This is a genomic window from Microbispora sp. NPDC046973 (assembly GCF_040644495.1).
Lineage (GTDB): Bacteria > Actinomycetota > Actinomycetes > Streptosporangiales > Streptosporangiaceae > Microbispora.
The window spans coordinates 78,465-103,596 of sequence record NZ_JBEYWQ010000005.1 but is presented as its reverse complement, the minus strand read 5'-3'; the positions used below and the strand labels follow the sequence as shown (position 1 = coordinate 103,596).

Annotated in this window: 26 protein-coding genes and 4 tRNA genes; 15 read left to right on the top strand and 15 right to left on the bottom strand. The window is 71.9% G+C overall.

Annotated features, from left to right (window positions below):
* Positions 1–75: 75 nt before the first annotated feature.
* Positions 76–771: a helix-turn-helix domain-containing protein gene (locus tag ABZ860_RS12830; protein ID WP_357219095.1), complete on the top strand. Its 696-nt coding sequence runs from the start codon at positions 76–78 to the stop codon at positions 769–771.
* On the opposite strand, the gene ABZ860_RS12825 is transcribed toward ABZ860_RS12830, so the two are convergent.
* The 3 genes from ABZ860_RS12825 to ABZ860_RS12815 all read right to left on the bottom strand — a co-directional run bounded on the left by ABZ860_RS12825 (position 703) and on the right by ABZ860_RS12815 (position 3,392).
* A complete protein-coding gene (locus ABZ860_RS12825; protein WP_357219092.1) occupies positions 703–2,250 on the bottom strand; it encodes an amino acid permease in 1,548 nt (515 codons plus the stop codon). The two genes, ABZ860_RS12830 and ABZ860_RS12825, sit on opposite strands and share 69 nt — an antisense overlap.
* A gap of 154 nt (positions 2,251–2,404) precedes the next feature.
* The gene (locus ABZ860_RS12820) at positions 2,405–2,824 is read right to left on the bottom strand and encodes a thioesterase family protein (RefSeq protein ID WP_357219089.1); all 420 of its coding nucleotides are present in this window, start codon (positions 2,822–2,824) and stop codon (positions 2,405–2,407) included.
* Positions 2,817–3,392, bottom strand: a complete 576-nt coding sequence (locus tag ABZ860_RS12815) for a helix-turn-helix domain-containing protein (RefSeq protein ID WP_357219086.1) — start codon at positions 3,390–3,392, stop codon at positions 2,817–2,819. The genes ABZ860_RS12820 and ABZ860_RS12815 overlap by 8 nt, the downstream gene beginning before the upstream one ends.
* Positions 3,393–3,546: 154 nt before the next feature.
* On the opposite strand from ABZ860_RS12815, the gene ABZ860_RS12810 reads away from it, so the two are divergent.
* The 5 genes from ABZ860_RS12810 to ABZ860_RS12790 all read left to right on the top strand — a co-directional run bounded on the left by ABZ860_RS12810 (position 3,547) and on the right by ABZ860_RS12790 (position 6,840).
* Positions 3,547–4,059, top strand: coding sequence for an isochorismatase family protein (locus tag ABZ860_RS12810; protein ID WP_357219083.1), 513 nt, complete (start codon positions 3,547–3,549; stop codon positions 4,057–4,059).
* A 124-nt stretch (positions 4,060–4,183) separates the two neighbouring features.
* On the top strand, positions 4,184–4,741 hold the full coding sequence (locus ABZ860_RS12805) for a GNAT family N-acetyltransferase (RefSeq protein WP_357219080.1): 558 nt from the start codon (positions 4,184–4,186) through the stop codon (positions 4,739–4,741).
* A 130-nt stretch (positions 4,742–4,871) separates the two neighbouring features.
* Positions 4,872–5,135, top strand: a complete 264-nt coding sequence (locus ABZ860_RS12800) for a hypothetical protein (RefSeq protein ID WP_357219699.1) — start codon at positions 4,872–4,874, stop codon at positions 5,133–5,135.
* The gene (locus tag ABZ860_RS12795; protein ID WP_357219077.1) at positions 5,132–5,683 is read left to right on the top strand and encodes an HAD domain-containing protein; all 552 of its coding nucleotides are present in this window, start codon (positions 5,132–5,134) and stop codon (positions 5,681–5,683) included. The genes ABZ860_RS12800 and ABZ860_RS12795 overlap by 4 nt, the downstream gene beginning before the upstream one ends.
* A 218-nt stretch (positions 5,684–5,901) precedes the next feature.
* Positions 5,902–6,840, top strand: a complete 939-nt coding sequence (locus ABZ860_RS12790) for a MerR family transcriptional regulator (protein ID WP_357219074.1) — start codon at positions 5,902–5,904, stop codon at positions 6,838–6,840.
* 356 nt (positions 6,841–7,196) lie between these two features.
* Here the strand turns inward: ABZ860_RS12790 and ABZ860_RS12785 are convergent, their stop codons facing one another.
* The gene (locus ABZ860_RS12785) at positions 7,197–8,057 is read right to left on the bottom strand and encodes a class I SAM-dependent methyltransferase (protein ID WP_357219071.1); all 861 of its coding nucleotides are present in this window, start codon (positions 8,055–8,057) and stop codon (positions 7,197–7,199) included.
* A gap of 239 nt (positions 8,058–8,296) precedes the next feature.
* A tRNA-Val gene (locus ABZ860_RS12780) sits at positions 8,297–8,368 on the bottom strand.
* Between the two features lie 465 nt (positions 8,369–8,833).
* Here ABZ860_RS12780 and ABZ860_RS12775 point away from each other — a divergent pair.
* Positions 8,834–9,250, top strand: coding sequence for an SsgA family sporulation/cell division regulator (locus tag ABZ860_RS12775; protein ID WP_357219068.1), 417 nt, complete (start codon positions 8,834–8,836; stop codon positions 9,248–9,250).
* Positions 9,251–9,253: 3 nt separating this feature from the next.
* On the opposite strand, the gene ABZ860_RS12770 is transcribed toward ABZ860_RS12775, so the two are convergent.
* Complete coding sequence (locus ABZ860_RS12770) at positions 9,254–9,862, bottom strand: DUF305 domain-containing protein (protein ID WP_357219065.1); 609 nt, start codon at positions 9,860–9,862, stop codon at positions 9,254–9,256.
* Positions 9,863–9,945: 83 nt separating this feature from the next.
* Between ABZ860_RS12770 and ABZ860_RS12765 the strand changes: the two genes are divergently transcribed.
* Positions 9,946–11,325: a hypothetical protein gene (locus ABZ860_RS12765; protein WP_357219062.1), complete on the top strand. Its 1,380-nt coding sequence runs from the start codon at positions 9,946–9,948 to the stop codon at positions 11,323–11,325.
* Positions 11,326–11,329: 4 nt separating this feature from the next.
* Here ABZ860_RS12765 and ABZ860_RS12760 read toward each other — a convergent pair whose 3' ends face one another.
* Genes ABZ860_RS12760 through ABZ860_RS12750 form a run of 3 tightly spaced genes read right to left on the bottom strand, consistent with a single transcriptional unit; the run spans position 11,330 to position 14,132 of the window.
* On the bottom strand, positions 11,330–12,160 hold the full coding sequence (locus tag ABZ860_RS12760) for an aminotransferase class IV (RefSeq protein WP_357219059.1): 831 nt from the start codon (positions 12,158–12,160) through the stop codon (positions 11,330–11,332).
* Positions 12,161–12,175: 15 nt separating this feature from the next.
* On the bottom strand, positions 12,176–13,189 hold the full coding sequence (locus tag ABZ860_RS12755) for a chorismate-binding protein (RefSeq protein ID WP_357219056.1): 1,014 nt from the start codon (positions 13,187–13,189) through the stop codon (positions 12,176–12,178).
* A 55-nt stretch (positions 13,190–13,244) separates the two neighbouring features.
* Positions 13,245–14,132 (bottom strand): LysR family transcriptional regulator, encoded by an 888-nt coding sequence (locus tag ABZ860_RS12750; protein ID WP_357219053.1) that lies wholly within the window; start codon positions 14,130–14,132, stop codon positions 13,245–13,247.
* 84 nt (positions 14,133–14,216) lie between these two features.
* Between ABZ860_RS12750 and ABZ860_RS12745 the strand changes: the two genes are divergently transcribed.
* Complete coding sequence (locus ABZ860_RS12745; RefSeq protein WP_357219050.1) at positions 14,217–15,437, top strand: NAD(P)-binding domain-containing protein; 1,221 nt, start codon at positions 14,217–14,219, stop codon at positions 15,435–15,437.
* 4 nt (positions 15,438–15,441) lie between these two features.
* Here the strand turns inward: ABZ860_RS12745 and hutH are convergent, their stop codons facing one another.
* Positions 15,442–16,989: a histidine ammonia-lyase gene (gene hutH / locus ABZ860_RS12740; RefSeq protein WP_357219047.1), complete on the bottom strand. Its 1,548-nt coding sequence runs from the start codon at positions 16,987–16,989 to the stop codon at positions 15,442–15,444.
* A 62-nt stretch (positions 16,990–17,051) separates the two neighbouring features.
* A complete protein-coding gene (locus ABZ860_RS12735) occupies positions 17,052–17,900 on the bottom strand; it encodes a helix-turn-helix domain-containing protein (RefSeq protein WP_357219044.1) in 849 nt (282 codons plus the stop codon).
* 149 nt (positions 17,901–18,049) lie between these two features.
* Here ABZ860_RS12735 and ABZ860_RS12730 point away from each other — a divergent pair.
* The 4 genes from ABZ860_RS12730 to ABZ860_RS12715 all read left to right on the top strand — a co-directional run bounded on the left by ABZ860_RS12730 (position 18,050) and on the right by ABZ860_RS12715 (position 18,944).
* A tRNA-Gly gene (locus ABZ860_RS12730) sits at positions 18,050–18,121 on the top strand.
* A 28-nt stretch (positions 18,122–18,149) separates the two neighbouring features.
* Positions 18,150–18,220 (top strand) — tRNA-Cys (locus tag ABZ860_RS12725).
* A gap of 14 nt (positions 18,221–18,234) precedes the next feature.
* A tRNA-Val gene (locus ABZ860_RS12720) sits at positions 18,235–18,309 on the top strand.
* A gap of 176 nt (positions 18,310–18,485) precedes the next feature.
* Positions 18,486–18,944, top strand: coding sequence for a DUF5990 family protein (locus ABZ860_RS12715; RefSeq protein ID WP_357219041.1), 459 nt, complete (start codon positions 18,486–18,488; stop codon positions 18,942–18,944).
* 75 nt (positions 18,945–19,019) lie between these two features.
* Here ABZ860_RS12715 and ABZ860_RS12710 read toward each other — a convergent pair whose 3' ends face one another.
* The 3 genes from ABZ860_RS12710 to ABZ860_RS12700 form a co-directional block, all read right to left on the bottom strand.
* A complete protein-coding gene (locus tag ABZ860_RS12710) occupies positions 19,020–19,253 on the bottom strand; it encodes a hypothetical protein (RefSeq protein WP_357219038.1) in 234 nt (77 codons plus the stop codon).
* Positions 19,254–19,368: 115 nt separating this feature from the next.
* On the bottom strand, positions 19,369–20,124 hold the full coding sequence (locus ABZ860_RS12705) for a nucleotidyltransferase domain-containing protein (RefSeq protein WP_357219035.1): 756 nt from the start codon (positions 20,122–20,124) through the stop codon (positions 19,369–19,371).
* Positions 20,125–20,146: 22 nt separating this feature from the next.
* Entirely contained in the window at positions 20,147–20,824 is a 678-nt protein-coding gene (locus tag ABZ860_RS12700) for a nucleotidyltransferase domain-containing protein (RefSeq protein ID WP_357219032.1), read from the bottom strand.
* 61 nt (positions 20,825–20,885) lie between these two features.
* Here ABZ860_RS12700 and ABZ860_RS12695 point away from each other — a divergent pair, with 61 nt between their 5' ends.
* Positions 20,886–22,379 carry an LLM class flavin-dependent oxidoreductase gene (locus ABZ860_RS12695; protein WP_357219029.1) on the top strand — a complete coding sequence of 498 codons (1,494 nt, stop codon included), beginning with the start codon at positions 20,886–20,888 and terminating at the stop codon, positions 22,377–22,379.
* Between the two features lie 146 nt (positions 22,380–22,525).
* Positions 22,526–23,782: a hypothetical protein gene (locus ABZ860_RS12690; protein WP_357219026.1), complete on the top strand. Its 1,257-nt coding sequence runs from the start codon at positions 22,526–22,528 to the stop codon at positions 23,780–23,782.
* Positions 23,783–23,906: 124 nt separating this feature from the next.
* On the opposite strand, the gene ABZ860_RS12685 is transcribed toward ABZ860_RS12690, so the two are convergent.
* Positions 23,907–25,130, bottom strand: a complete 1,224-nt coding sequence (locus tag ABZ860_RS12685) for an MFS transporter (RefSeq protein ID WP_357219023.1) — start codon at positions 25,128–25,130, stop codon at positions 23,907–23,909.
* Positions 25,131–25,132: the final 2 nt, after the last annotated feature.

Below are 25,132 nucleotides of genomic sequence, written 5' to 3'. Positions count from 1 at the left end.
GCCGCGACGTTTCCCGCCCGTTACCGGAAACGCACAGTCGAGGAGGTCGCGTGGAGGTGTGCGAGGATCGTGCGGGTGAGTGCCCGTTCCGCCGTCCCCGGTTTCAGCGAGCGACGAGTCGGCAGGCCGCGTGCCGTCGCGCGCCCGCGAAGTGAGCTGAGCCCGCGGGAGGAGATCCTGACGGCGGCCGCCGAGTTGTTCACCACGCACGGCTACGCCGCGACCACGACGAGGGCGATGGCCGAACGGGCCGGGATCAGGCAGGCGTCGATCTACCACTATTTCGACGGCAAGGAGGACATCCTCGCCGAACTGCTGGAGAGCACGGTACGGCCCTCGCTGGAGACCGCCCGCGCCCTGACCGGCGGCACGCCGGAACAGCGGCTGTGGGAGCTGTGCCACTGCGACGCCAGGCTGCTGTGCTCGGGCCCGCACAACCTGGGCGCGCTCTACCTCCTGCCCGAGGTGCGCACCGAACGGTTCGCCGCCTTCCGGCGCATGCGCGGCGAGCTCAAGGACACCTACGCGCGGCTGCTGGCGGCCACCTCCGCCGGCGCCGCGTTGACGCCCACCGACCGGGCGCTGCGCACCGATCTGCTGTTCGCGCTGATCGAGGGCGTCATCCTGATCCGCAGGGACGCGCCGGGCGAGATGGCCGCCGACGTCCTGGAGACGCTGGCGGCCGCCACCGCCGACGCGGCGCTACGCCTGGCCGGTGTTCCCGACCGGGATCTGCCCGACCTGCGCGAGGCGGGCCACGGGCCGGCGTAGCCGCCGGTAGAGCGCGCCCAGGGCCACGACCGCCGCCAGGAAGAGCAGGGTGAACCACTGGAAGAACCAGTGGCCGGTGATCGGGGCGTACACCTCGGCCCTCGGCCAGGCCAGGTTGACCATCATCGCCAGGCCGTAGCAGAAGGCCAGCGCGTTGACCGGCAGGCCCCAGCGGCCCATGCTGAACAGCCGGCTGCCGTCCTCGGCGAACCCGGCCGGCGCGCCGCCCCGCCAGCCGCCGCGTACGCGCTGGAGCAGCAGGGGGCCCGTCACCATCGCGTACGCCAGGTAGAGCAGCACGATGCAGGTGGTGCCGATGGCCAGGAACGCCTCGGGTGAGGCGAAGTTGAGCAGCAGGATGGCCGCCGCGGCCACTCCGGTGACCAGCGCGGGCCCGGTCGGCATCCCGGTGCGGGGCGAGACCCTGGACAGCGCGCCCGACAAGGGCATCGCCCCGTCGCGGGCCATGGAGAACAACATCCTGGTGGCGGCGGTCTGGATCGCCATGGTCGCCACGGTGATGGCCAGCACGACGTCGGCCAGCAGCAGCTTGCCCACCCAGTCGCCCAGGCTGCTGGTGAGCACGTAGGACAGGCCCTCGACGGCCAGCCTCCCGTCGGTCAGGCTGGGGGCGGCGAGCAGACCGGCGAACAGGATGAGCCCCCCGAGCACCCCGGCCGCCGTGAGCGCGGTCAGGATGGTGCGCGGGGCGACGCGCCGAGGGCTGCGGGTCTCCTCGCTCAGCTCGCCCGCGCTGTCGAACCCGATGAGGACGTAGGCGGCGGTGAACGAGCCGACCAGCAGCGCGCCGATGGCTCCGCCCTGCCCGCCGGTGCTGAACGTGACGCCGGGACCGTGCTCGGCGTGGGTGAGCAGCAGCACGACGATGAGCACCGCGCCGACGATCTCGGCGGTGACGCCGATGCTGTTGACCCGGGCGAGAACGCGGTTGTCGACGACGTTCACGGTGGTGGTGAGCGCGAGCAGGACCAGGCCGAGGATCGCGGCGTTGGCCGCTCCCGTGGCGGTGGTCGGCGCGGGGTCGCCGCCGACGAGCTGGAAGCCCGGCCAGATCGCCGGCAGCACGACCTGCAGGGCGAGCGCCGCGGCGGCGATCACGACGATCTGCCCGAGGATCATGATCCACCCCGCGAACCAGCCGAACGCGGCCGTGCTGAGCCGGGTGGACCACTGGTAGATGGAGCCGGAGATCGGGTAGCGGGCGGCCAGCTCGGCGAAGCACAGGGCCACCAGGATCTGTCCGGCCAGCACGACGGGCCAGGTCCAGAAGAAGGCCGGGCCGCCGAAGGCGTATCCGAAGGCGAAGAACTGGAAGACCGTGGTCAGCACGGAGATGAAGGAGAAGCCGGCGGCGAAGGAGGCGTACCTGCCCATGCTGCGATGCAGCTCCTGGCGGTAGCCGAACGTCTGCAGGGCGCTCTCGTCGGTGGGGGGAGAGGAAGGGACGGTGACGGCCATCGTGGCTCCGTGCGCTGGGGGGATTTCTGTCGGTTGACAGTTATGTACGGGGCCGTCGTTTCCGCGTCGTCACGGGCACGTTCATCCGCCGTAACGCATCCCTCACCGCTCGGCGTCATCCCTCACGGACGGAGGTGGGGTCAAGGAGATCCGTTCATCCGGAACCCCCCTTGCTCAGCACGCGCTGGGTGAAGCGGGCCGCGTCGATCAGGGCGCGCTCGTGGCTTCCGGTGCTGATCAGGTCGTGGCCGTCGTGGGCGGTCACCTCGAAGCTCAGGCGCCGACCGTCGACGCCGCTCAGCCGGGCGCGGCAGGTGACGCTCAGACCGGGCGGCGTGGCCGCCTGATGGCTGACGGCGATGTGGGTGCCGACCGTCTGCTCGCGCGGCCAGTCCAGGTAGGGCATCAGCGCCTGTACGCACGTCCACTCCAGCAGCCCGACGAGAAATCCCGTGGCCAGCACCGGCGGCATCGTCGCGAACTCCGGCGACTCGGGGTACAACGCCGCGACGATCTTGGTAGGCGGGATCTCGAAGGTGAACTCGTGCTCCAGCCCGATCGGCATCTCACGCATCGTCCACCCCGATCAGCCGCGCCGCGGCCGCCTTGGCCCTCAACATCGCCTGGCGGTCGTCGTCGACCACCACCCGGGCGTTGGCACCATCGATGAGCAGCAACAACGCGTACCCCACCTCCTCGGGCCGGTGCAGGCCGGCCCGCTCGGCCAGTTCGGTCAGCGTCCGGCGCAGCCAGTCCTTGTAGGCGGAGATCACCGCGCGGGCCGGATGGCCGGGATCGGGCAGTTCGACGGCCGCGTTCGTGAACGGGCAGCCCCGGAACCCTTCGCGCCCGTGTCCCTGCGCCAGCCAGTCGAAGACCGCCAGCACCGTCCGAGGGTCATCGGCTCGACATCCGGCGAGGAAGGCGGACAGGGCGGCCTGCCGCGATCGCCTGCGGCGTTCGAGCACAGCGGCTACCAGGTTCTCCTTCGACCCGAACTGGGCATACAGCGTCGGCTTGGACACCTGGGCCCGTTCCACCAAGGTGTCGACGCCGGTCGCCCGGATGCCCTCGGCGTAGTAGACCTCGGCAGCCACTTCCAGCAGGCGCTCCCCGCTGGGACTCAAGAGGCGCTCTTCCATAGCCGAATACTTACAGGTCAGTAAAGTGAAGACAAGGGCTCTGTACGGCGGCTGTCGTGGCCATCCGGCCGGCACCGCGATCGGCCGCCGGGCGGTGGGCCGCCGTCCCGATCCGCAGGCTTCAGAACGCATCGGGATCCCTATGATGCCGATCGTGGAGAAACTGGATCCTCGCCGCACCGCATTGCTCCTTGTCGACCTGATGACGCGCATCGTCGAGCAGCCCACTGCACCACATGCCGGATCTGCCGTGGTCGCCCGCTCCCTCGCTCTGGCCGAGGCGATGCGGAAGGCGGGAGGTCTCGTCGTCGCCGTACGGGTCGAACGGCCGGGCGTCGCGGAGCAGCCACCGGGCAGCGAGCTGGTGGAAGGGGTAGCCGGCGACCTGGAGATCGTGAAGCGCACCTGGGGCGCGTTCCACAACACCGGGCTGGAGGAGGCATTGCGCAAGCGCGCCATCGACACCCTGATCATCACCGGGATCGCCACCAACTTCGGCGTCGAGCAGACCGCGCGCTTCGCCGACGAGTTCGGCTTCACGGTGATCATCCCCGAGGACGCGGTGACCGCACTCGACGCACACGCCCACGAGTTCGCCTTCGACTACATCTTCCCGCGCATCGCTACCGTGAGCACCACCGCCGAGGTCGTGGCGGCACTGGAGTGAGAGCAATGCGGACTCGACCCGGCTGGAGCACCGGCAGCAGGTCTTCCCTTTCGCGGATCGGGGCTCCGGGTGCACGATCCACACGTATGCGTCGAGACAGCCTCGTCGCCTGCCGATAATTCGGTTGGCACCGTGGTCGTCCGTACGTCACTGTCTGGAGATGTTCGAATTGCGTGTCCTGAGCGAGGACGACTGGCGGATCTGGCGCGAACTGCGGCTCGTCGCGCTTGCCGAGGCGCCGCACGCGTTCGGCTCCACCTTGTCGGAGTGGCAGGGAGTGGGCGACCGTGAGGAACGCTGGCGGGCTCGCCTGGCGATTCCCGGTTCCCACAATGTCATCGCCATGATCGACGGCCGTCCGGTCGGAATGGTCAGCGGCGTTCCGACCGAGACAGCCGACGAGGCGATGTTGATCTCGCTCTGGGTGAGCCCCTCGGCCCGGGGCAAAGGGGTGGCAGACCGGTTGATCACAGAGGTCGAGCGGTGGGCCATGCTGGATCGGGCGGCCAGAACGTTGCGGTTGGCCGTGATGCCGGACAACCGTCAGGCCATCGCCCTGTACGAACGCCACGGCTTCAAGGACACCGGAGAGCCGGGCGACCTGCCGCGTGACGGAGTGGGCCGGGAACAGGCCATGGCCAAGGCCCTGATCGGCGCAGGACCCTTCGGCGATCACCGCTGACCGGCTTCGAGCCTCCTCGGTGCGAGGTGCCCCCTGAGCGCACCCGGTGCCGGCCGGCCGCTGCACGCACTCCTCACCGCGATCGTTACGGCAAGGCCGACGTTGCCGCGCCGGCCGGGAGGGCACACCCGTGCCGCTCACCGTAGTCCCTGATTTCCACTCTGACGACAGCCGCCCGGCGACCGGCTCGGCCCCGCTGATAGATCTCGTCCGCGAAGGCACCCGCCGCAAGCCGGCGGCCGCCCCGCAGGCCGAGGTGGACGCCTGCATCGCCGCCTTCGCCCAGGCCCGCTGGTGCGCGGTCAACGCACCTGCCCTGGTGGTTCTCGTGCATGACGGAGCCCGCTTCGAACGAGGCGTACTCACCGAACGTGACGAGGTCGGCGCGGCATGACCGATCATGCCGTACGCCCGCTGCTCTTCCTCGACGTCGACGGACCGCTTCTTCCCTTCGGCGAGGACCCGCAAGGCGCGCCGCGTGCTGCTACGCCGGACTCGCGCCTGGCGCGGCTTACCTCCGAGACGGGGAGTCGGCTGGCAGCGCTGCCCTGCGAACTCGTCTGGGCGACGACCTGGGAAGAGGAAGCGAATGCCGAGATCGCGCCCCGGATCGGGCTGCCGCGACTGCCGCTCGTGAGCTGGCCGGAGCCAACCGACCAGCACAAGAGTGAGGACCAATGGTTCGGGCTCTGCTGGAAGACCCGGACTCTGGTGAACTGGGCGGGCGGACGCCCGTTCGCCTGGGTCGACGACGAGATCACCGACGCCGATAGGGAGTGGGTCTCCGCGCACCATAGCGGTCCGGCTCTCCTCCACCACGTGGAGTCATACAGGGGACTCGCCGACGAAGACTTCCGCGCCCTCGATCTATGGCTTCGAGCCTTAGGGAATCACCCGCGATCCACAACGCCACCCCGCTTGTATCCGACGGCGTCCGCGTGAATGACGTGGCACGCCTCCTCGGGCACGAGCAGATGCCCACGGCGCTCAACCACTACACGCACTCCTCGCGTGACCGGAAACCGGACCGTCCTGCGGACGCGCCGGCTGGGCTGTCCTGCCGTCAGGCCAGACCTGTGGATCGGCGACCCAGCGGGATGGAAGCGCAGCGGGGAGACTGGGCTTGAGTGTCCCGTAGGGGGAGACGCGAGAGTGCAGGCATGGACGGCGACACGCTCTTCACGATCGGGGCCCTGGCCCGGCGAACCGGGTTGACGGTCAAGACCATTCGGTTCTACTCCGACACCGGAATCGTGCCGCCGACAGACCGCAGCCCGGCCGGCTACCGGCTCTATGACATCGGCGCGCTCGCGCGACTGGACCTCGTGCGCACCCTGCGTGACCTGGGGCTCGACCTTGCCGTCATCCGGCAGGTGCTGGACCGGGAGGTCTCGGTTCCCGAGGTCGCGGCCGCGCACGCCGACGCCCTGGAGGTGCAGATCCGCACCCTCCGGCTGCGGCGCGCGGTGCTGAGAGCCGTAGCCAAACGGAGCTCCACCCCCGAGGAAGTGGACCTCATGCACAAACTCGCCAAGCTCTCCGACGACGAACGCCGACGCCTGATCACCGACTTCATCGACGACACTTTTGGCGGGCTTGACGCCAACGCCGACTTCGTCGACATGATGCGCTCGACCATGCCCGAACTGCCAGACGACCCCGAACCCGAACAGGTAGACGCCTGGGTGGAACTCGCCGAGCTCACCCAGGACCCCGACTTCCGCGCCGCCGTCCGCCGCATGGCGGAGTACCAGGCAGCCGAGCGCGCTCAAGGCGACCGCACCGGCTTGCACCATGACCTCACCGAAACCGTTCGTGACAGCGTCGGCCGCGCTCTCGATGCCGGCGTCGCTCCGGGCTCGGTCGAGGCCGCATCCATCGTCGACGCCCTCACCGCCCGCTACGCACAGACCTTCAGCCGCGCCGACGACGCCGACTTGCGCCGCTGGCTGCTGACACGCCTGGAGATCGCCGGCGATCCCCGCGCGGAACGCTACTGGCAGCTGCTGGCCGTCATCAACGGATGGCCCGTCCCACCCAGCCTGGCACCGGTGTTCACGTGGTTCACCCAAGCCCTGCACGCGCGCACAGGGCAGTAGTCCCACATGCAGTAGTCCCACCCTGACGGCCGCCCCGGCCCTCGCGGCTTCGATCACGCAGCGAGGGTCCCGGGGCGTTCGACAACTCGCGATCGTCAAGACCTGCGGGCCGGATATTGGTGCTGCCCCCGCGGACGATCCGCTGCAGCTTCCGCCCTTCCTGATCGATCAGTCGTCGCACCCTGACCGGTTCTGCCACCGCGCCTCGCGCCGAAGGAACGTGTACGGCCCACCCAGTCGGCGGGACGGACTGCACGCGAACCCGGTGATCGTTTCCGATCACAACCCCAGCGGACCGCGGGGACGGACAGTCGAAGGCCGGCCCCCGCCACATGTGGGGCCGGCCTTCATCGTGCTCAGTGCGCCGCGCGCACCGCCGAGACCAGTCCGCCGGCGCCCTCGTCAAGCTGCGACGGGGTGAGCATCGGACGCCCGTAGACCTCGGCGCGCTCACGCAGGGTGAAGGTCTCCGCCTCCCAGCCGAGGCCGTCCAGCCAGCCGACCGGGTCTTCCGGCATCTCCCAGACCCACATCGACGCTGCCGATCCCGGAGTGGCGTCCCCGCGGAAGCGTTCGAGCACACCGCGCGAACCCAGTGTCAGGCCCATCCTGCTGCCTGCGGCGGACAGCGCGCCGACCCGTTCGAGCAGCGCCTGCACCGCGTCCTCGGGCAGATAGATCAGCAGTCCCTCGGCGATCCACACTGTCGGCTGCGCCGGATCGTGTCCGGCCGCGGCCAAGGCGCCGGGCCAGTCCTCACGCAGGTCGACCGGGACGGTGATCCGCTCGCAGCGCGGAACGGCCCGCTCCTGACGCAGCACCGACGCCTTGAAGCCCAGCGGTTCGGCCGTGTCGACCTCGAACAGCCGGGTCCCCGCAGGCCAGTCCATCCGGAAGGCCCTGCTGTCCATCCCGGCTCCGAGCAGCACGACCTGCCGGACGCCGGACGCGACCGCCCGCTCCAGCAGGTCGTCGAGGAACTTCGTCCGGATGACGATCGAGAAGGCGACACCGAGCCAGCGGCGCCGCGCCGCCTCGTCCGCGCGCGGGGGCGGCGGCGCCCCAGGGTCTCTCCCGCCGGCCGTGGCGAAGGCCTGCGCCAGCGGGTCCCGGAACAGCGGCTGCTCGCGTGCCGTCTCCATCGCCCTCACCCGGGCCACGCCCAAGGCTGTGGCCCACACCCCGGACGGCTCGCCCCGTCCCGCCGCATCAGTCACGCGTCCAGCGTAGCCAGCACAAAGACCCGAGCGTAGATCAGCGATGCGGCGGCATGGGCGAGGGCCTGTGCGGCCGCATTCCCCGCTTCACCCAGGGCGCGGTGACGTCCGAAGTTACTGGATGGACTGACGGCGCGACCGATCCAGGAATGCCCGGCCCCCAGAACGGTAGTCACTCAGGCAAGACGAAAGGCCGACCCGCTGGACGCGGCCCGGCCTTCTGAGCTTCACGAACTCGGTGGGCGATACTGGGATCGAACCAGTGACCTCTTCGGTGTGAACGAAGCGCTCTCCCGCTGAGCTAATCGCCCGGGATCGCCTGCGCCTCGCGGCGCCGACGGGGAAAACCATACCGCACTCGAGGGGGTGATGGCGAAAGCACGGACCGGTCGGCTCGATCGTCCCGCCTTCGTCAACACCTTCGAAAGGTTCGCCAGACCGTCCCCGGCGTGGGGGTGTGGTGTCATAGCATCGTGATGCTCCATGCTCGACCTATACGCACGACCTGAGATCATTCGCCCGCTATGGCATCGCCGGCGCGGCCCCGCCGACACGCAAAGCAGAGGTAAGGACAAGCCTGTTGGTGATGTTTGAGCTGGTAGATGACCGAATGTCAAGCTGTGATGTGCGTTACAGAAGGGCCTGGAGGCGGAATCTTTCCTACGGGTCTCTTCGTTCGTCTCGTAGCACGAGCGCCCGGCGAGGCCCGACCGCACAGTGAAGACGCAGTGAAAGCCCCTGACAGGGGACCCGACGACGAAAAGGTTTGGCTGACGATGAACAGCACCACCGTCTCTGCCGAGCTAGGCCTTCGGCTTGTGGTCCCCGACCGTACGACCGTCCCCCTGCTCGCCGGCCTCAGCTACACGGCCGAGGATCCGTACGCCATCCGGATGGCCTTCCACGTGGGGAATGACGAGCCGGTCGAGTGGATCTTCGCCCGCGAGCTGCTGACCGTGGGCATCGTGCGACGTGTGGGAGACGGGGACGTCCAGGTGTGGCCGGCCCGTTCGGACGGCGAGCGGACGCTCAACATCAGTCTCACCTCGCCCTTCGGCCAGGCCCTGTTCGAGGTGCCCCTGGCTCCCCTCACCGAGTTCCTGCACCGGACCTACGAACTGGTCCCCGCCGGCCGTGAGACCGACTTCATGGACCTGGACGACGAGCTCACCAACATGCTCTGGAGCTCCTAGGCACTAACCCAGCCTCCGCTGGATTCCCCGCATCCGCGCGATCTCGATCTGCTGGCCGGAGACGACGTCCTGGGCCATCGTCCGCATGGCCCGGTCACGTCCCCGGCGCAGTTCCTGCGCCGCCATGCGCACCGCGCCCTCGTGGTGCCGGATCATCAGCGTGAGGAACAGCGTGTCGAAGGCGCGCCCCCGCGCCGTACGCAGCCTGCTGAGCTCCTCCTCGCTCGCCATGCCGAAGCCGTCCGTCCCATGATCATTCGTGCCGTGGTCGTGCGCGGGCGGCGGGGTGCGGCCGAGGCCCCGCAGCCACGACTCCATCACCGCGATCTCCGGGCGCTGCCCGTCCACCACGCGATCGGCCACCGCCGTCACCAGCGGGTCGCGGGTCCGCTCCGCGGCCAGCCCCGCCATCTCCAGCGCCTGCCGGTGATGCGGGATCATCGCCTCGGCGAAGCGTACGTCCGCCGCCACCGGCCCCGCCTCCGCCGGTGAGCGGGCCGGCGCGGAACCGGACCGCCCGGGGGCACCGGGGACGATCACCGGGGCGTCGGCGTGCGCCGCGGGAGCGGCTTCGGGCGAACAGGCGGCCAGCGCCGGCGCAACTGCCAGCACAACCGTTACCAATCCGGTCCGCACCGGCCGCGGGCTCGACATAACTTCCATAGTGGGCGATGATCCGCGGACATGGGGGCGTTGTGAGCAGACCGAGGCTGAAGGCCGCGCTGGTGGCGTCCGTCCTCCTCCTGGCCCCGGCCTGCGCCTCCGGCGAGCCCGCTCCGTCCCCGGCGGCCGCCCCGTCCGGCATCCCGGGCCAGGACGAGATCAGGCACAGCCCCAACATGACGCTGGTCGCCAACGTCCCCCTGGCGGCGCCGTTCGACGGCGCGGACGACTGGGGCACCGACATGGCCTTCCAGGGCCGCTACGCGTTCGTGGGCAACTACGGGGGCTTCACCGTGCACGACATCGGCGACCCCGAGCATCCCAAGGCCGTCGCCCGGGTCCAATGCCCCGGCGGGCAGAACGACGTCTCGGTCTCCGGCGACCTGCTGTTCCTGTCGGTGGACGAGCCGCGTACGGACGACACCTGCGCGAGCGACGCCGGAGACCCGGCGGCCGCGGGAGCGTGGGAGGGCATCCGCGTCTTCGACATCTCCGACAAGACCCACCCGCGCTACCTGAAGTCCGTACGCACCGAGTGCGGCTCCCACACGCACGCCGTCGTGCCGGGCGGGGACGCCGGGACGGTCTACCTGTACGTCTCCTCCCCCGGCCCAGAGCCGGACACGACGAGCTGCCCGCCGCCCCACCAGAACATCTCGATCGTGGAGGTCCCCGTCGCCGACCCCGGGAAGGCACGGGTCGTGGCCAAGCCCGAGCTGTTCGCGGGCAGGCCGGCGGGCGAGGAGGAGACGGGCGGCTGCCACGACATCACCGTCTACCCGGAGAAGCACCTGGCCGCGGGCGCGTGCTTCGGCGACGGCGTCCTGCTGGACATCTCCGACCCGGTGCGCCCCAAACTGCTGCAGACCGTGCGCGACGAGAAGAACTTCTCCATCTGGCACTCGGCCACGTTCGACAACGAGGGCACCAAGGTCGTCTTCAGCGACGAGATGGGCGGCGGGATGGCCGCCACCTGCCTGCCCTCGGTCAGCGCGACCAAGGGAGCCGACGCGATCTACGCGCTGACTCCGGAGCGCAGGCTCGTCCGGCAGGGCTACTTCAAGATCCCCCGGGTCCAGAGCGCCGAGGAGAACTGCGTGGCCCACAACGGCGCGCTGGTGCCCGTCCCGGGCCGCGACGTGATGGTGCAGGGGTGGTACATGGGCGGAGTCTCGGTCTGGGACTTCACCGACTCCGCCCACCCGCAGGAGATCGCCTACTTCGAGCGCGGGCCGCTGCCGCCGGATCTTCATCTCGGCGGTTCCTGGTCGGCCTACTACTACAACGGCTACATCTACTCCAGCGACATCACCAAAGGCCTCGACGTGCTGCGCCTCGACGATCCCCGCACCGATCCCGCCAAGGCCGTACGCCTGGAGGAGCTCAACGCCCAGAGCCAGCGGTCCTACTGACCGGTCACGGGTCGAGGTCGGCCGCCGAGCGCTCGGCGAAGACCTTCATGGCCTCCAGCGTGATCGGCCCGGGCGCCTGCGGCAGCACCGTGCCGTCCACGGCCCTGATCGGCTGGATGTCGCGGGTCGTGGAGGTGAGGAACGCCTCCTCGGCCTCGTACAGCGCCGAGATCGGCACGTCGGCCTCCTCGCCGCCGCACCATTCGAGGGTGAGCGCGCGGGTGACGCCGGCCAGGCAGCCGGAGGAGAGCGTCGGGGTGATCAGGCGCCCGCCGGTGACGATGAAGATGTTGCTCCCGGTGCCCTCGCACAGGTTGCCCGCGAGGTTCTCGAAGATCGCCTCGGCGCCGCCGCGCTCCTTGGCGTACGCCAGGGCCTTGGCGTTGTCGCCGTAGGAGGTGCTCTTGACGCCGGCCAGCGCGCCGCGCTCGTTGCGGGGCCAGGGCACCACGGTGACGTCGGCCGTGGCCGGGAACGGCGCCTGCTCGCCCACGATGACGATCGCGTTCGTGCCGGCCGACCCCCGGTCGGAGCCGAGCGGCCCCGGGCCGCTGGTGTAGGTGATCCTGATGCGCGCCAGCGGCCACTTCGGCGCGGCCGCCAGGCAACGGCGCACGCCGTCGGCGATCGCGGCGAGGTCGGGCTCGGGCAGGTCCATCCGCTTGGCCGACAGCGCCAGCCGGTCGAGGTGGCGGGTCAGCGCGAAGGACTCCCCGTTCACCGCCTTAACCGTCTCGAACACGCCGTCGCCGACCATCAGCCCGTGGTCGTACACCGTGACCACGGCCTTGTCGGGCTCGTACAGCTCCCCGTTCACCCAGATGGGTACAGACATCTCCTGCTCCGTTCGTTACCGATGTCGCGGCCCGTCCCCGGACGCGAGGCCGATGAGCCGGGCGGCCTTGAGCTCGGTCTCGTGCCATTCCCTGCGGGGGTCGGACCCCCAGGTGATGCCCGCTCCCGTACCGAACCGGATCGTGTCGTGCTCGATCCAGAAGGTGCGGATGCCGACCGCCAGCGCCCCCTCGCGCCGGTCGGCGTCGACCCAGCCCACGGCCCCACAGTACGGCCCGCGGGGCTCCGGTTCGAGCTCGTTGATGATCCGTAGCGCCGACGACTTCGGCGCCCCGGTCACCGAACCCGGAGGGAAGGTGGCGGCGAACAGCTCCGGCCAGCCGATTCCGCCGGCCGGCCGCGCCCGCACCGTGGACACCAGGTGCACGAGCCCGGGGTGCTCCTCGACCGCGAACAGCGAGGGCACGGTCACAGAGCCTACCTCCGCCACGCGGCCGAGGTCGTTGCGAACGAGGTCGACGATCATGAGGTTCTCGGCGTAGTCCTTGTCGAGGAGATCGTCCGCCGTCACGCCGGTGCCCTTGATCGGCCGGGACTCGACCACCTCGCCGCTCCTGGACAGGTACAGCTCCGGCGAGGCCGACACGACCGTCAGCCCCGGCACGTCCACGACCGCCGCGTACGGCGCGGGGTTGCCCTCGGCCAGCCGTACGGCGAGGGCGAGGGGGTCCACGTCCGGCGAGGGCAGCGGCGCGGACAGGACGCGGCAGAGGTTGGCCTGGTAGACCTCCCCCCGCTCGATGTAGTCCCTGATCCGGCGGACGCCCCGCTCGTACCCCTCCCGGTCGAGGGACGTGGCCCAGGCGTCGCGGGCGGGTCCCCGCCACGGGCCGCGCGGCGCGGGCAGCGGAGCGGGCCGCACCGTGTCGAACCGCGCGCAGACGACCTTCCCCTCGTACGACACGACCACCGCCCACCAGCCGGAGCCGTCGAGGGCGGCCAGGTCGGTGGTCACCTCCCGCAGGCCGGTGGCCAGGTGCCCCCCGATGTGGGCGAAGGCGTCGTACACGTGTCCATTCTCCCGCCCCCGGGCCGTCCCGTGGCCCGCCGGGCGAAGCCGTGAGTCAGACGGCCCGGCGAGCCAGCAGGCCGAGCAGCGCGCGGGCGGCGGGGAGCGGAGCCGTGCGCGGCAGGGCGGCGTACACCGTGCGGCGCGGCGCGAACTCGCCGAGCGACCGCAGCGCCACGTCCCCGCGTACGGCGGGCGCGGCCATGGCGGGCACCAGCGTCACCCCGAGCCCGGCGGCCACGTAGCCGAGCTTGCCGGTCCACTCCCCGATCCTCAGGTCGACCCTGGGCGCGAAGCCGGCCCGGGCGCAGGCGGCGCCGAGCATGGTCACGGTGCCGGGAGGGGCGCCCTCGATCCAGCTCTCGTCGCGCAGGTCGCGCAGGTCCACCTTCTCGCATGCGGCCATCGGGTGGTCGGCGGGGAGGGCGACGAGCAACTCGTCCTCCATCAGGCGGGTGACCTCCACCTCGGGACCCGCCCCCAGCCCGGAGGGGTAGTCGCTCACCACCGCGATGTCGATCTCCGCGCGGCCGAGCCCGTCCATGAGCGCGGTGCTCAGGCCCTCCACCATGCTGACCGCCACCTCCGGGCGGGAGGCCCGCAGCTCGCTCAGGGCGGCGGGGACCAGCACGGCGTTGGCCGTGGCGAACGCGCCGACCCGCAGCCGCCCGCCGCTGCCCTGGTGGATGGCGGCGAGCTCCTCCCCCGCCCGGCCGAGCCGCTCCAGCACCTCGCGGGCGTAGCGGTGCAGCGTCCGGCCCGCTGGCGTCAGCCGGACTCCGCGGGGCAGCCGCGCGAACAGCGGACCGCCCGCCTGGGCCTCCAGGGACGCGATGCGCCGGGACACGGCTGACTGGGTGTAGTTGAGCTGTATCGCGGCGGCCGTGAACGATCCCGTACGGGCCACGACGTCGAGCAGCACAAGCGCGTCGGTGTCGAACATGCTCCGATCCATGAGCGAGGGGAATGGGCGCCATGCAATCTAGTCGCTGGTGGAATGGTTTTTCCCTCCCATACTGTCCAGGACATGATTGCTTTTCTTGGTTTGGGGCGCATGGGCGTCCCGATGGCCGGCCGCCTCGTCGCCGCCGGACACAAGCTGACCGTGTGGAACCGTACGCCACGGGACGTGCCGGGCGCGGAGGCGGCCCCCTCCCCCGCCGAGGCCGCCGCCCGAGCGGACATCGTGATCACCATGCTGAGCGATCCGGATGCGGTGTCCGAGGTGGTGCGGGCGGCGCTGCCGGGGCTGCGGCCGGGGTCGGTGCTGGTGGAGATGTCCACGATCGGCCCCGGCGCGGTGCGGGACCTGCGGGGTCTGCTCCCCGAGGGCGTGGGCCTGGTCGACGCCCCCGTGCTCGGCAGCGTGGGCCCGGCCGCCGAGGGCACGCTGGTCGTGCTCGCCGGGGGCCACAGAAAGGACCTCGACCGGGTGACGGACGTGCTGCGCGTCTTCGGGACGGTCCGCGAGGCGGGCGGGCCGGCATCGGGCGCCGCGACCAAGCTGGCCGTGATGAGCGCGCTGGTGACCGCCCAGGTGGGGCTGGCGGAGACGCTGGCCTACGCGGACGACCTCGGAGTCGGCCGCGCCGCCCTCCTGGACGTCCTCGGGGCGACTCCGCTGGCCGGGCTGGCGGAGCGGCTGCGGCCCGCGGTCGAGTCGGGCCCGTTCGAGACGAGATACGCCCTCGGCCTGGCCGCCAAGGACCTGCGCCTGGCCACGGAGGGCCCGGGGAGGCGCCAGACGGTGACCGCCGCCGCCCGTGATCTGCTCGCTGAGGCGGTCACGGCCGGGCTGGCGGGGCGGGACCTCACCGCCGTCGTCCCGTTCGCGGCGTCCCGGACGGCGCACACCCCCACGCCGAAGGAGGTGCGGGCGGTCAACCCGCCCTCCGTCCCGGCGACCAACGGGTACTACTCCCACGCCGTACGCTTCGGGGACCTGCTGTTCGTGTCCGGGCAGGCGGCGCTGGACGAGGACGGGAAGGTCCTCGGCGAGGGGGACATGACCCGGCAGTCCGAGGTCGTGATGGAGAACCTGGGGCGGATCCTGGCCGACCAGGGCTCGTCGTTCGACCGGATCCTGCACATCAGGACGTTCCTGACCGACATGGACCGGCTGCCCGAGTACGGCGCGGTTCGCGGCCGGTTCATCACCGGCGAGCCGCCCGCCAGCACCACGGTGGAGGTCGAGCGGCTGTTCCGGCCGGGTCTGATGATCGAGGTCGAGGTGGTCGCCGCCCTCTGAAGCCCTACGCCAGGGGGCCGACGGCGGACTCGGCGGCGGCGACCACGGCGCCGGTCTCGACGAGCCGGACGACCGCCTCGATCTCCGGGGCGAGGAAGCGGTCGGCTCCCGGCCCGGCGACGGACTCGCGCAGCGCCTCGACCACCGCGCCCGTCCCCGGCGCCGGCGCGTGCGGCCTGCGCAGGTCGAGCGCCCTGGCGGCGGTCAGCAGCTCGATCGCGAGCACGCGGGTGAGCCCGTCGACGGCGCGGCGCAGCTTGCGGCCCGCCGACCAGCCCATCGAGACGTGGTCCTCCTGCATGGCGGAGCTCGGGATCGAGTCCACGCTCGCCGGCACCGCCAGCCGCTTGAGCTCGGACACGATCGCCGCCTGGGTGTACTGCGCGATCATGTGCCCGGAGTCCACCCCCGGGTCGTCGGCGAGGAACGCCGGGAGGCCGTGGCTGCGCGCCACGTCCAGCATGCGGTCGGTGCGCCGCTCCGCGATCGACGCGAGGTCGGCCGCCGCGATGGCCAGGAAGTCCAGGACGTACGCCACCGGGGCGCCGTGGAAGTTGCCGTTGGACTCCACCCGCCCGTCGGCGAGCACGACGGGGTTGTCGACGGCGCTGACGATCTCGCGGGCGGCGACGGCGGACGCGTGGGCGAGGGTGTCCCTGGCGGCGCCGGCGACCTGGGGCGCGCAGCGCAGGGAGTAGGCGTCCTGGACGCGGGTGCAGGAGCCGTCGCGGTGGGAGGCCATCACGCCCGAGCCCGCGAGCAGCGTCCGCATGTTGGCCGCCGCCAGGGCCTGACCGGGATGGGGGCGCAGCGCCTGCAGGTCGGCCGCGAACACGTAGTCGGTGCCGAGCAGTGCCTCCACGCTCATCGCGGCGCTGATGTCGGCGGTGGTGAGGAGCCTCGACAGGTCGTGCAGCGCGAGCACCAGCATGCCGAGCATGCCGTCGGTGCCGTTGATCAGCGCGAGCCCCTCCTTGGCGGCCAGCTCGACGGGCTCGACGCCGTGCTCCTTGAGCGCCTCCGCGGCGGGCCGCAGGCGGCCCTCGGCGTCCCTCACGACACCCTCGCCCATGATCGTCAGGGCGACGTGGGAGAGCGGGGCGAGGTCGCCCGAGCAGCCGAGGCTGCCGTACTCGTGCACGACCGGGGTGAGCCGGGCGTTCAGCAGGGACTCCAGCACCCGGGCCGTGACCGGGCGCACGCCGGTGTGCCCGGTGGCGAGCGTGCGCAGGCGCAGCAGCATCATGGCCCGCACGACCTCGGTCTCCACCTCGGGCCCGGAGCCGGCCGCGTGCGAGCGGACGAGGCTGCGCTGGAGCTGGGCGCGCAGCGAGGGGTCGATGTGCCGGGTGGCGAGGGCGCCGAACCCGGTGGAGACGCCGTAGGCCGGGGTGTCGGCCTCCGCGAGCTCCTCGACCCGCCCCCGCGAGGCGGCCATCTCGGCGATCGCGTCGTCCGTCAGGCGGACCTGTGCGCCGTACCTCGCGACCCGGACCACGTCGTCGAAGGCGAGCGGTCCCGGGCCGACGGCCACGACCTCGTTGTCGTGCATCGTCCCACTCTTTCACGTCGTGCTGCTCGCGCCGTGCGCGCGTGGCGAGTAACCAGCGTATCTCAGCTTAGGTCCTTACATCCAAAGATCCTTCCCAGCCCCTCCCGCCCCGCGCCGGTCAGCCGCAGGGCGCGGGGCGCGGTGCCGCGCACCAGCCACTCCCGCGCGAGGAGCCGGTCCAGGACCGCGGCGCCGAGCGCCCCGCCCAGATGCGGGCGCCGCTCCAGCCAGTCGAGGCAGTCGGGGGCGAACCTGCGGCGGGCGCGGCGCACCCGTTCCACGTCCACGCCGAGCTCCGTCAGCGCGTCCGCGCCGCTCGCGGTCAGCAGGCAGCCGCCGTCGGCCTCGACCAGACGCCCCTCGCGCACCAGCGCGTCGTACAGTTCGACCCCCACCCGGCCGGCCAGGTGGTCGTAGCAGCTGCGGGCCTCCCGCAGCAGCCGGGCCTGCCGCGACTGCCGCAGGGACCGTACGGCGACGCGCCCGCTGATCCGGGCCAGCACCTCCAGCGTGCGGGCGACGTCGGGACCGGAGAGGCGGTAGTAGCGATGCCGGCCCTGTTTGACCACGGTCACCAGGCCACCGTCGAGGAGCCTGGCCAGATGGGAGCTCGCGGTGGGGGCGCTCACGCCCGCGATCCTGGCCAGCTCCCCCGCCGCCAGCGCCCTGCCGTCCAGCAGCGCGGTGAGCATGGCGGCGCGGGCGCCGTCCGCGATCAGGGCCGCGACGGGGGCGATGTCGGCGTCCCCCGCGATCTCGGCGTCCCCCTGAACCCCGGCGCTCCCTCCGATCGCGGCGTTCCTCCCGATCTCGGCGTTCCCCGCGGTCCCGGCCGTTCCGGGCTCCGGCTCCGGAGCGTCCCCGGCCGCGCCGGGGACGGCGGCGTGCGTGCGGTCATGTGTCACGGACATGCTTCGACGCTAACGCGGGGACGGTTCGACGGGGCTGGAAGCATCGGCCCGAACTCGCGGCGCGAGCAGGGAGAACGCCGCTGATTTGGGGAGTCGGCGGGAGATTGGATAAGGTCTTCCCGTGAGCCCGGCCGGACAGAGCCGGGGACGCGGAAGTGGCTCAGTGGTAGAGCATCACCTTGCCAAGGTGAGGGTCGCGGGTTCGAATCCCGTCTTCCGCTCGGAGCTTGACACTGTGCAGCTTGACACGGTGGAGTGGCCGAGAGGCGAGGCAGCGGCCTGCAAAGCCGCGTACACGGGTTCAAATCCCGTCTCCACCTCTTGGTTCGTCCAAGGGCGATTAGCTCAGCGGGAGAGCGCTTCCCTGACACGGAAGAGGTCACTGGTTCAATCCCAGTATCGCCCACCAGCAAGCACCATCCGAAGGCCGGACCCGGGATCACGGGGCCGGCCTTCTTCTCGCTGCGGCCGTCCCCTCGCCGACAGGCCGGGAGCCTCCGTCCACGCAGCCGGACATGATCAAGAATCGGACGGCGTCCGGCCAGGCCGGCGGATTCTGTCGGGACCGTCTGTGAGGATGCCGGCATGCGCATCCGCATCGAGGCCACCGATCTGCCCGGCCGCACCTGCCCGCCCGGCGACGGATTCCCGGGATACTCCGGCATCCACGTGGGCGTGCAGCGGCGGGACCGGCCCGGCGAGATCCTCGATCTCCACCCCGGTGACGCCGCGACGGCGCAGTGGACTCTCGACTGCACGGTGTCCACGACCGCGGGCGGTGCGGCGGACATCCGCGGGCCGTATGTCCAGGGCAGGCCGGGCGGCAGGTTCGTCTACCTGTGCTGGGGCACGCTCGACGCGGCCGGCGGCTTCACGGTGTTCCGCCGGGCCAAGCTCATGCTCGACCGGCTCGAGCCGGATCTCCTCGAGGCCGCGATCGGCTCCGGGACGCTGGTCGGGCGGCTCGGGCTGACCGACGCGCGGGGGCGTCCCCTGTGCGCGGCCGTCCGGCCGCCCGTCATCGCCTGGTCGCCCGCGCCGTAGCGGGGCGCGGCCGGCCCGCCGATCCCACGGGGACGTCCCCACGCCGCCGCCGGGGATCGGCGGTCCGCGGGCCGATCAGTCGGCGCGGGCGGAGAGCTCGTCGAAGAGCTCCAGCGCGGCCTGTCGTACGTCTGCGGGTGAGATGCCGTTCAGGGTGGTGCGGGCCTCAGCGGCGTCACGGGTCGTGGCGAAGGTGATCGCGACAGACTTGGCGGCGGCGTGGCGCAGCGATCCGGTGGGCGCGCTGTCGGCCAGTGCCTCCGCGCTCGCGGCCAGGTCGAGGTTGTCTTTGCCGAACTTGGTGGTCAAAGCGTTCTCCTGGGATGGTGGCGGCTTGGCCCATTATCCGTGATGGCCCCCGTGTGTGGTGCGGCACCCGCGTTGTTCGCGTGTCCCCGTCCTGTTTCACCGTTCGGTCCCCCGGTCAGCGTGCGGCGAGGCGGGTCCGTACGACGAGGTCGTGCAGGGCGTCGTGGGCCGACGGGGCGTCCGGCAGCGCGGAGGCGTCCCGGACGTCCTCCAGGCGGGCGGTGAGCGCGTCGAGATCGGCCGCGAGCCGTTCCTCGCCGGGCGCGCCGTCCGGCAGCCCGCCGTGCTCGGCCGCCCGCTTCGCCTCCACCAGGCCGGGCAGGTAGGGCGGCCCGCCGTCGAGGAGCAGGGTGAGGTCGGCGACGAGCTCGCCCGTACGCATGAGGTGGATGCCCGTCAGCAGCACCCGGAACGCGTACAGCAGCGGCTTCAGCTCCCCCGTGCGATCGAACAGCCGCCGCTGGGTGCGCGCGAAACCCAGGTAGTGGTGGGCGTGGTGCCGGGTCAGGCAGCCCCGCGCGAGGGCGCGCATCTCCTCGTGCAGCGCAGAGGTGGTCACGACCAGCGGCGACAGGAGCTGCTCCAGCACGTAGCCGTTGCGGCCCAGCAGCAGACGGCAGAACTTGGCGAGGTCGTGGGTCACGAGATCGACCTCCACGCCCTCGCGGATCCACGAGCGGGACACGGTCTCCTCACCCGTGCGCAGGCCGACGACCTCCTCGGCCGGCAGCACGTGCACGCCCCGCAGGTCCACGTCCGAGTCCACCGAGGGGAACCCGTACAGATGCGCGCCGCTCACGGTGGCGAACGCGAGCGGGTGCCGCTCACCCGCGGCCACCTCGGGCAGCCAGGACGGCAGGACGACGGTCACGGCGTCTCTCCTTCGATCACGGTCACAGCGCCGACCTCCGCACGTCGATCAGGAACTCCTCGACGGCCGCCCGGTCCGGTCGTCCGGGCAGCACGCTGCCGGCCCGCTCGTCCAACTCGGCGAGCAGCCGCCCACGCCACGCCAGCACCTCGGGCCAGGGCGTCTCCCCCCGTCGTACGGCGAGCAGCCGCTCGCGGTGGGCGCCCACCTCGACCAACGGCTCCCCGTGCCGGGCCAGGTGGACGGCGGCCAGCAGCAGCCGGATCATGTGCATGGCCATCTTCCACCGCCTGACGTCGCCGCCCGGCCGGGGCGGGTCCTCCGGCCCGAGACGGCGGAACTGCCGGTCGGCCGATCCCGCGAACGCCCGCTCCGCCTTGCCGGACAGGAACGCGGGGCGCAGCGCCAGCAGCCGCTCGCCCACCGGGGTCACGAACTCCACCAGCGGTGACCACAGGCACTCCAGCGCGGCCGGGTTGCCCTCCAGCGCGAGCGCGCAGAACCGCTCGACCTCCCACGAGAACTGCTCGGGCAGCGGCCCCTCCACGTGGTCAGGCGGCTTGTCGAGCCGCCAGAACATGGGGGTGGGTGTCACGAACACGCCCCGCCTGTCGACGTCCGACTCCTCGGTCTCCAGCCCGTACGCGCGCGAGCCGATGACGACCGACAGGACGGTGCCGCCGGGGGCCGTCAGGGTCATGTCGCCGGATCTTGTCACGAAGGTAGGCTCCCGCTCCGGGACGCGGAAAGGTAGCGATTTGATGGCCGACTTCGGACATGAGCTGTGGTTTGGGGCGTTTCTCACGCCCGACGCGGCGGGGCATCACCGGATCGTCCGTCAGGCCGTGCTGGCCGACGAGATCGGGCTCGACATCATCGGCATCCAGGATCACCCCTACCTGCCGGCGTTCCTCGACGCCTGGACGCTGCTGTCCACGCTCGCGGGGCGCACCGAGCGCGTGCGGCTGTTCCCCGACGTGGTGAACCTGCCGCTGCGGCCGCCGGCGGTGCTCGCCAGGGCCGCCGCGTCCCTCGACATCCTGAGCGGGGGCCGGGTCGAGCTGGGCCTCGGCTCCGGAGCGTTCTGGGACGGCATCGCGGCCATGGGCGGCCCGCGCCGCAGCCCCGGCGAGGCCGTGGACGCGCTGGAGGAGGCCATCGGGGTCCTCCGCGCGCTGTGGACGCCTGGCGGCGAAGGCGTACGGCTCGACGGCAGGCACTACCGGCTGGAGGGCGCGCGGCCGGGGCCGTTCCCGCCGCATCCGATCGGGCTGTGGCTCGGCGCGTACAAGCGGCGCATGCTGGAGCTGACCGGGCGGCTCGGCGACGGGTGGGTGCCCTCGTCCGGGTACGCCGCGCCGGGCGAGCTGGGCGCGATGAGCGAGATCCTGGACGCCGCGGCCGAGCGGGCCGGGCGCGACCCCGCCGCGATCCGCCGCGCCTACAACATCGAGGGCCGGTTCTCCGGCGTCGCCGGAGAGGGGTTCCTCGACGGGCCGCCCGCCATGTGGGCCGAGCGGCTGGCCGGGCTCGCGCTCGCCCACGGCATGAGCGTGTTCGTGCTGGCCGTGGACGACGACAGGGACCTCAAGGTCTTCGCCGAGGAGGTGGCCCCCGCCGTACGCGAGGCCGTGGCGCGCGAGCGCGCGCGGGAGCCGCGGCCGGACGCCGGGGGCCCGGTCGAGATCGCGAAGGCGGCACCGGCGAGGGCGGTGCTCGACGAGGCCACCCGGCCGCGGCTGCCCAAGCGGGACATCGCCGCGCTCCCGCCGCGGCAGCAGGCGAACGGCCGGCGGCTCGTGCTCATCCACGACCACCTGCGCCGGGAGCTGACCCAGATCAGGGACGCCCTGGAGCAGGTCGCCGCAGGACGCTCCGACGCCGCCGCGCTCCGCTCGATGATCAACGAGCTCACCATGCGGCAGAACTACTGGACGCTCGGCACGTTCTGCGCGTCGTACTGCCGCCTGCTGACCACCCACCACGCGATCGAGGACGAGCACATGTTCCCGATGCTGACGGCCGCGCAGGAGTCGCTGGCGCCGGTCGTGGCCCGCCTGGAGCAGGAGCACGAGGTCATCGCCGGCGTGCTGACGGAGCTGGACGCCGCCCTCGTCGCGATGATCGAGGACCCGGACCGGCTCGACGGCGTGCGCGACCAGGTGGACCTGCTGTCCGACGTGCTGCTGTCGCACCTGCGCTACGAGGAGGAGGAGCTCGTGGAGCCCATCGCCCGCTTCGACCTGGACATCTGACGCCGTGAGCTGATGGGCCGATGTGACGGCGGGGGCACGCGTGCTCCCGGGGAGAGGTGTTTCACACCCGGTGTTTCCCACCCCAGGAGGACGCGGTTCTGGAATGATCTCGGGGAAAACCATCGGACGTCGAGAGACCGTGACTGATGCCCCCCATTGACCAAATAACCGCCTTCGCGTCGGCCCACACGGTCGAAGCGATCATCATCAGCGTCATCGCCCTGGTCTTGCTGGTCCTGGCCTTCTTCGCCCTGCGCGCCCTGATCCGCCTGTTCCGCCGCTGGGCGACCGGCCGGCCCACCGAGGACGTTCTCACCATCGTCGCCGCCAGCATCGCCACGGGCGTCTCCGCCCAGGGCATGTGGCGCTTCTCCGGCGACGTCCTCGGGTTCGACGGGCCGCTGCGGCTCCTGCTGTTCGCCTTCATCGAGGTCGCCGTCATCACCAGCGCCGTACGGGCGCGCCGCAACATGCGGGAGAACTACTCGGCCGGCATCGACGGCCTGGCCGTGTGGGTGCTGACGTCCCTGTCGGCCGTCCTGTCGAGCATGGACGCCCGCAGCGTCGCCGAGGCCGTCTTCCGTCTCGCCGCCCCGCTCGTGGCCGCCTGGCTGTGGGAGCGCGGCATGGCCATCGAGCGGGTCCGCATCACCGGCCGTGGCCGCATCAACTGGCGGCTCACCCCCGAGCGCGTGCTGGTCCGGATCGGCCTGGCCGAGGCGAGCGACCGTACGGCGAGCGAGGTGGACGCCCACCGCAGGCTGACCAGGGTGGCGCTGGCCGCCAAGCGGGTCCGCGCGCTGCGCGAGGCCGGGGCGTCCGAGCGCAAGGTGCGCGCCGCGATGGCCAGGCTCGACAAGGCGATGGACCAGGCCGTGGAGTACACCGGCCTGGCCGTGGACGAGAAGCGGCAGGAGGCCCTGCTGTCCCAGATCGGCGCGCTCTACAACACCTCGGCGCTGATCGACCTCGCTCCGCCGGTTCCCTGGGCGCCCGAGCCCGAGCAGCCCGCTCCCCCGGCGCTGCCCGCCGCGGCCATCGCCGAGCTGATCGACGACGAGGAGGAGGACGTCCCGGCCGAGCCGGCGCCGCCCGTCGTCGACACCGCCCAGCGCGCGGCTCAGCTCCGGACCGCCCGGCAGTACTGGGACCAGCAGATCGCGCGCAAGTACGTCCCCCGGGCCGCCGACATCGCCCAGGAGGTGGGCATCCCGCTCCTCGTGGCCAAGGAGTGGCGGGCGCTGTGGAAGCTCGAACCCCAGGCGTACGCGCTGATCGAGGCGGCGTACCGGGAGCACGGGATCGTCGACACCGGCACGTTCCCGGCCATCGAGGTGCCCGAGCGCGAGCGCGTGCTCGTCGTGAACGGCTCGGCCCCGGGCGCGGCCGCGCACGACTCCTGACGGAGAGCCTGCCCGGCTCCTGACGGCGACGGGGCGGCGGGACCGGGCGGACCGGTCCCGCCGCCCCGTCGCTTCCCTGGCGTCTCCCGCTGCCTGCGAGCGCGGGGACACCGGCAGAACTCGCTCAGCCGCACACCCCGGCCGCGCTCTCCTCGCGGACGCTCCGGTCGGCGGACCCGGTCGCGTGTCGCCGGGGTTCCCGGCCCAGCCGCCTGACCGGCTTGATCGACAACAGCGCCGCCACCACGCCGGCCGTCACCAGGGCCGACCCCAGCATGAAGGCGCGTGGTTCGACCAGCGCGGTGACCGGACCGGCCAGCGCCTGCCCGACCGCCATGCCCGCGACCGATCCGGCCACCTGGTAGGCGTTGACCCGGTTCACCACATCGGGCGGGACCTGCGTCTGCACGCTGGTCGACCACATGACCGACCAGAACGCCCACGCGCACCCGCCGAGCAGGTGACCGGCCATCAGCAGCGGCAGCGGCAGCCCGAGCGCGACCGTCAGCGGCACCGCCACGTACGCGCTCAGCGCCACCGCCCCGGCCGCCAGCGGCCTGCGCGGCCTGAGCCTGATCGCCACCAGCCCGCCCAGCACGGTGCCGAGGCCGAGCGCCGCCATCACCCAGCCATAGTCGACCCCGATGACCTGCGACGACAACGGCACGTACGGCCCGACCACCAGGACGCCCCAGAACACCCAGACCAGGATGACCGACCACATCCAGCTTCTGGCCGTGAACTCCTCCCAGCCCCTGCGCAGGTCGCTCAGCACGTCGGAGGGCTCCGGCCTGGGTACGGCGACCCGCACCAGCAGCAGGCACACCCCGCTGACCAGGAACGTCACGGCGTCCGCCGTGTAGACGACGACCGGGCCGGCGACGACGACGAGGACTCCGGCCAGCGCGGGACCCGCCAGCTGCGTGACCGCCTCGGCGATCTTGAGTGTCGCGTTGGCCCGCTGCGGATCTCCGGCGACCAGCGGGACCATGCCGTTGACGCCTGGTTCGAACATCCCGGCGGCCGTGCCCGACAAGAACGCCGTCACCAGCAACAGGCCGTACGGCGGGGCACCGTCCAGGAAGGCGACGGCCACGACGCCCTGGGTGACGACCCTGACCAGGTCCGCGCCGATCATCAAGCGGCGGGCGCCGATCCGGTCGGCGACAACCCCGCCGAACACCATGACCAGCACGGCCGACGCGGTCCAGAGCGCGAGCACGTAGCCGACGCCCGCGATCCCATAGACTTTCCCGATCGCCAGCGCCGAGGCGACGGGCATCATCCCGTCGCCGAGCAGCGAGATCGTGCGGGCCCCGAAGTAGAGGGTGAAGTTCCTCGTCCACATGA

Excerpts from the sequence above, each read along its gene's own strand:
- hutH (WP_357219047.1), bottom strand. The coding sequence starts at position 16,989 with ATGCACGACAACGAGGTCGTGGCCGTCGGCCCGGGACCGCTCGCCTTC.
- ABZ860_RS12700 (WP_357219032.1), bottom strand. The coding sequence starts at position 20,824 with ATGACCCTGACGGCCCCCGGCGGCACCGTCCTGTCGGTCGTCATCGGC.
- ABZ860_RS12685 (WP_357219023.1), bottom strand. The coding sequence starts at position 25,130 with ATGTGGACGAGGAACTTCACCCTCTACTTCGGGGCCCGCACGATCTCG.
- ABZ860_RS12735 (WP_357219044.1), bottom strand. The coding sequence starts at position 17,900 with ATGTCCGTGACACATGACCGCACGCACGCCGCCGTCCCCGGCGCGGCC.
- ABZ860_RS12750 (WP_357219053.1), bottom strand. The coding sequence starts at position 14,132 with ATGTTCGACACCGACGCGCTTGTGCTGCTCGACGTCGTGGCCCGTACG.
- ABZ860_RS12775 (WP_357219068.1), top strand. The coding sequence starts at position 8,834 with ATGAACAGCACCACCGTCTCTGCCGAGCTAGGCCTTCGGCTTGTGGTC.
- ABZ860_RS12815 (WP_357219086.1), bottom strand. The coding sequence starts at position 3,392 with ATGGAAGAGCGCCTCTTGAGTCCCAGCGGGGAGCGCCTGCTGGAAGTG.
- ABZ860_RS12715 (WP_357219041.1), top strand. The coding sequence starts at position 18,486 with ATGCGCATCCGCATCGAGGCCACCGATCTGCCCGGCCGCACCTGCCCG.
- ABZ860_RS12820 (WP_357219089.1), bottom strand. The coding sequence starts at position 2,824 with ATGCGTGAGATGCCGATCGGGCTGGAGCACGAGTTCACCTTCGAGATC.
- ABZ860_RS12795 (WP_357219077.1), top strand. The coding sequence starts at position 5,132 with ATGACCGATCATGCCGTACGCCCGCTGCTCTTCCTCGACGTCGACGGA.
- ABZ860_RS12745 (WP_357219050.1), top strand. The coding sequence starts at position 14,217 with ATGATTGCTTTTCTTGGTTTGGGGCGCATGGGCGTCCCGATGGCCGGC.
- ABZ860_RS12695 (WP_357219029.1), top strand. The coding sequence starts at position 20,886 with ATGGCCGACTTCGGACATGAGCTGTGGTTTGGGGCGTTTCTCACGCCC.
- ABZ860_RS12690 (WP_357219026.1), top strand. The coding sequence starts at position 22,526 with ATGCCCCCCATTGACCAAATAACCGCCTTCGCGTCGGCCCACACGGTC.
- ABZ860_RS12760 (WP_357219059.1), bottom strand. The coding sequence starts at position 12,160 with ATGTCTGTACCCATCTGGGTGAACGGGGAGCTGTACGAGCCCGACAAG.
- ABZ860_RS12825 (WP_357219092.1), bottom strand. The coding sequence starts at position 2,250 with ATGGCCGTCACCGTCCCTTCCTCTCCCCCCACCGACGAGAGCGCCCTG.
- ABZ860_RS12790 (WP_357219074.1), top strand. The coding sequence starts at position 5,902 with ATGGACGGCGACACGCTCTTCACGATCGGGGCCCTGGCCCGGCGAACC.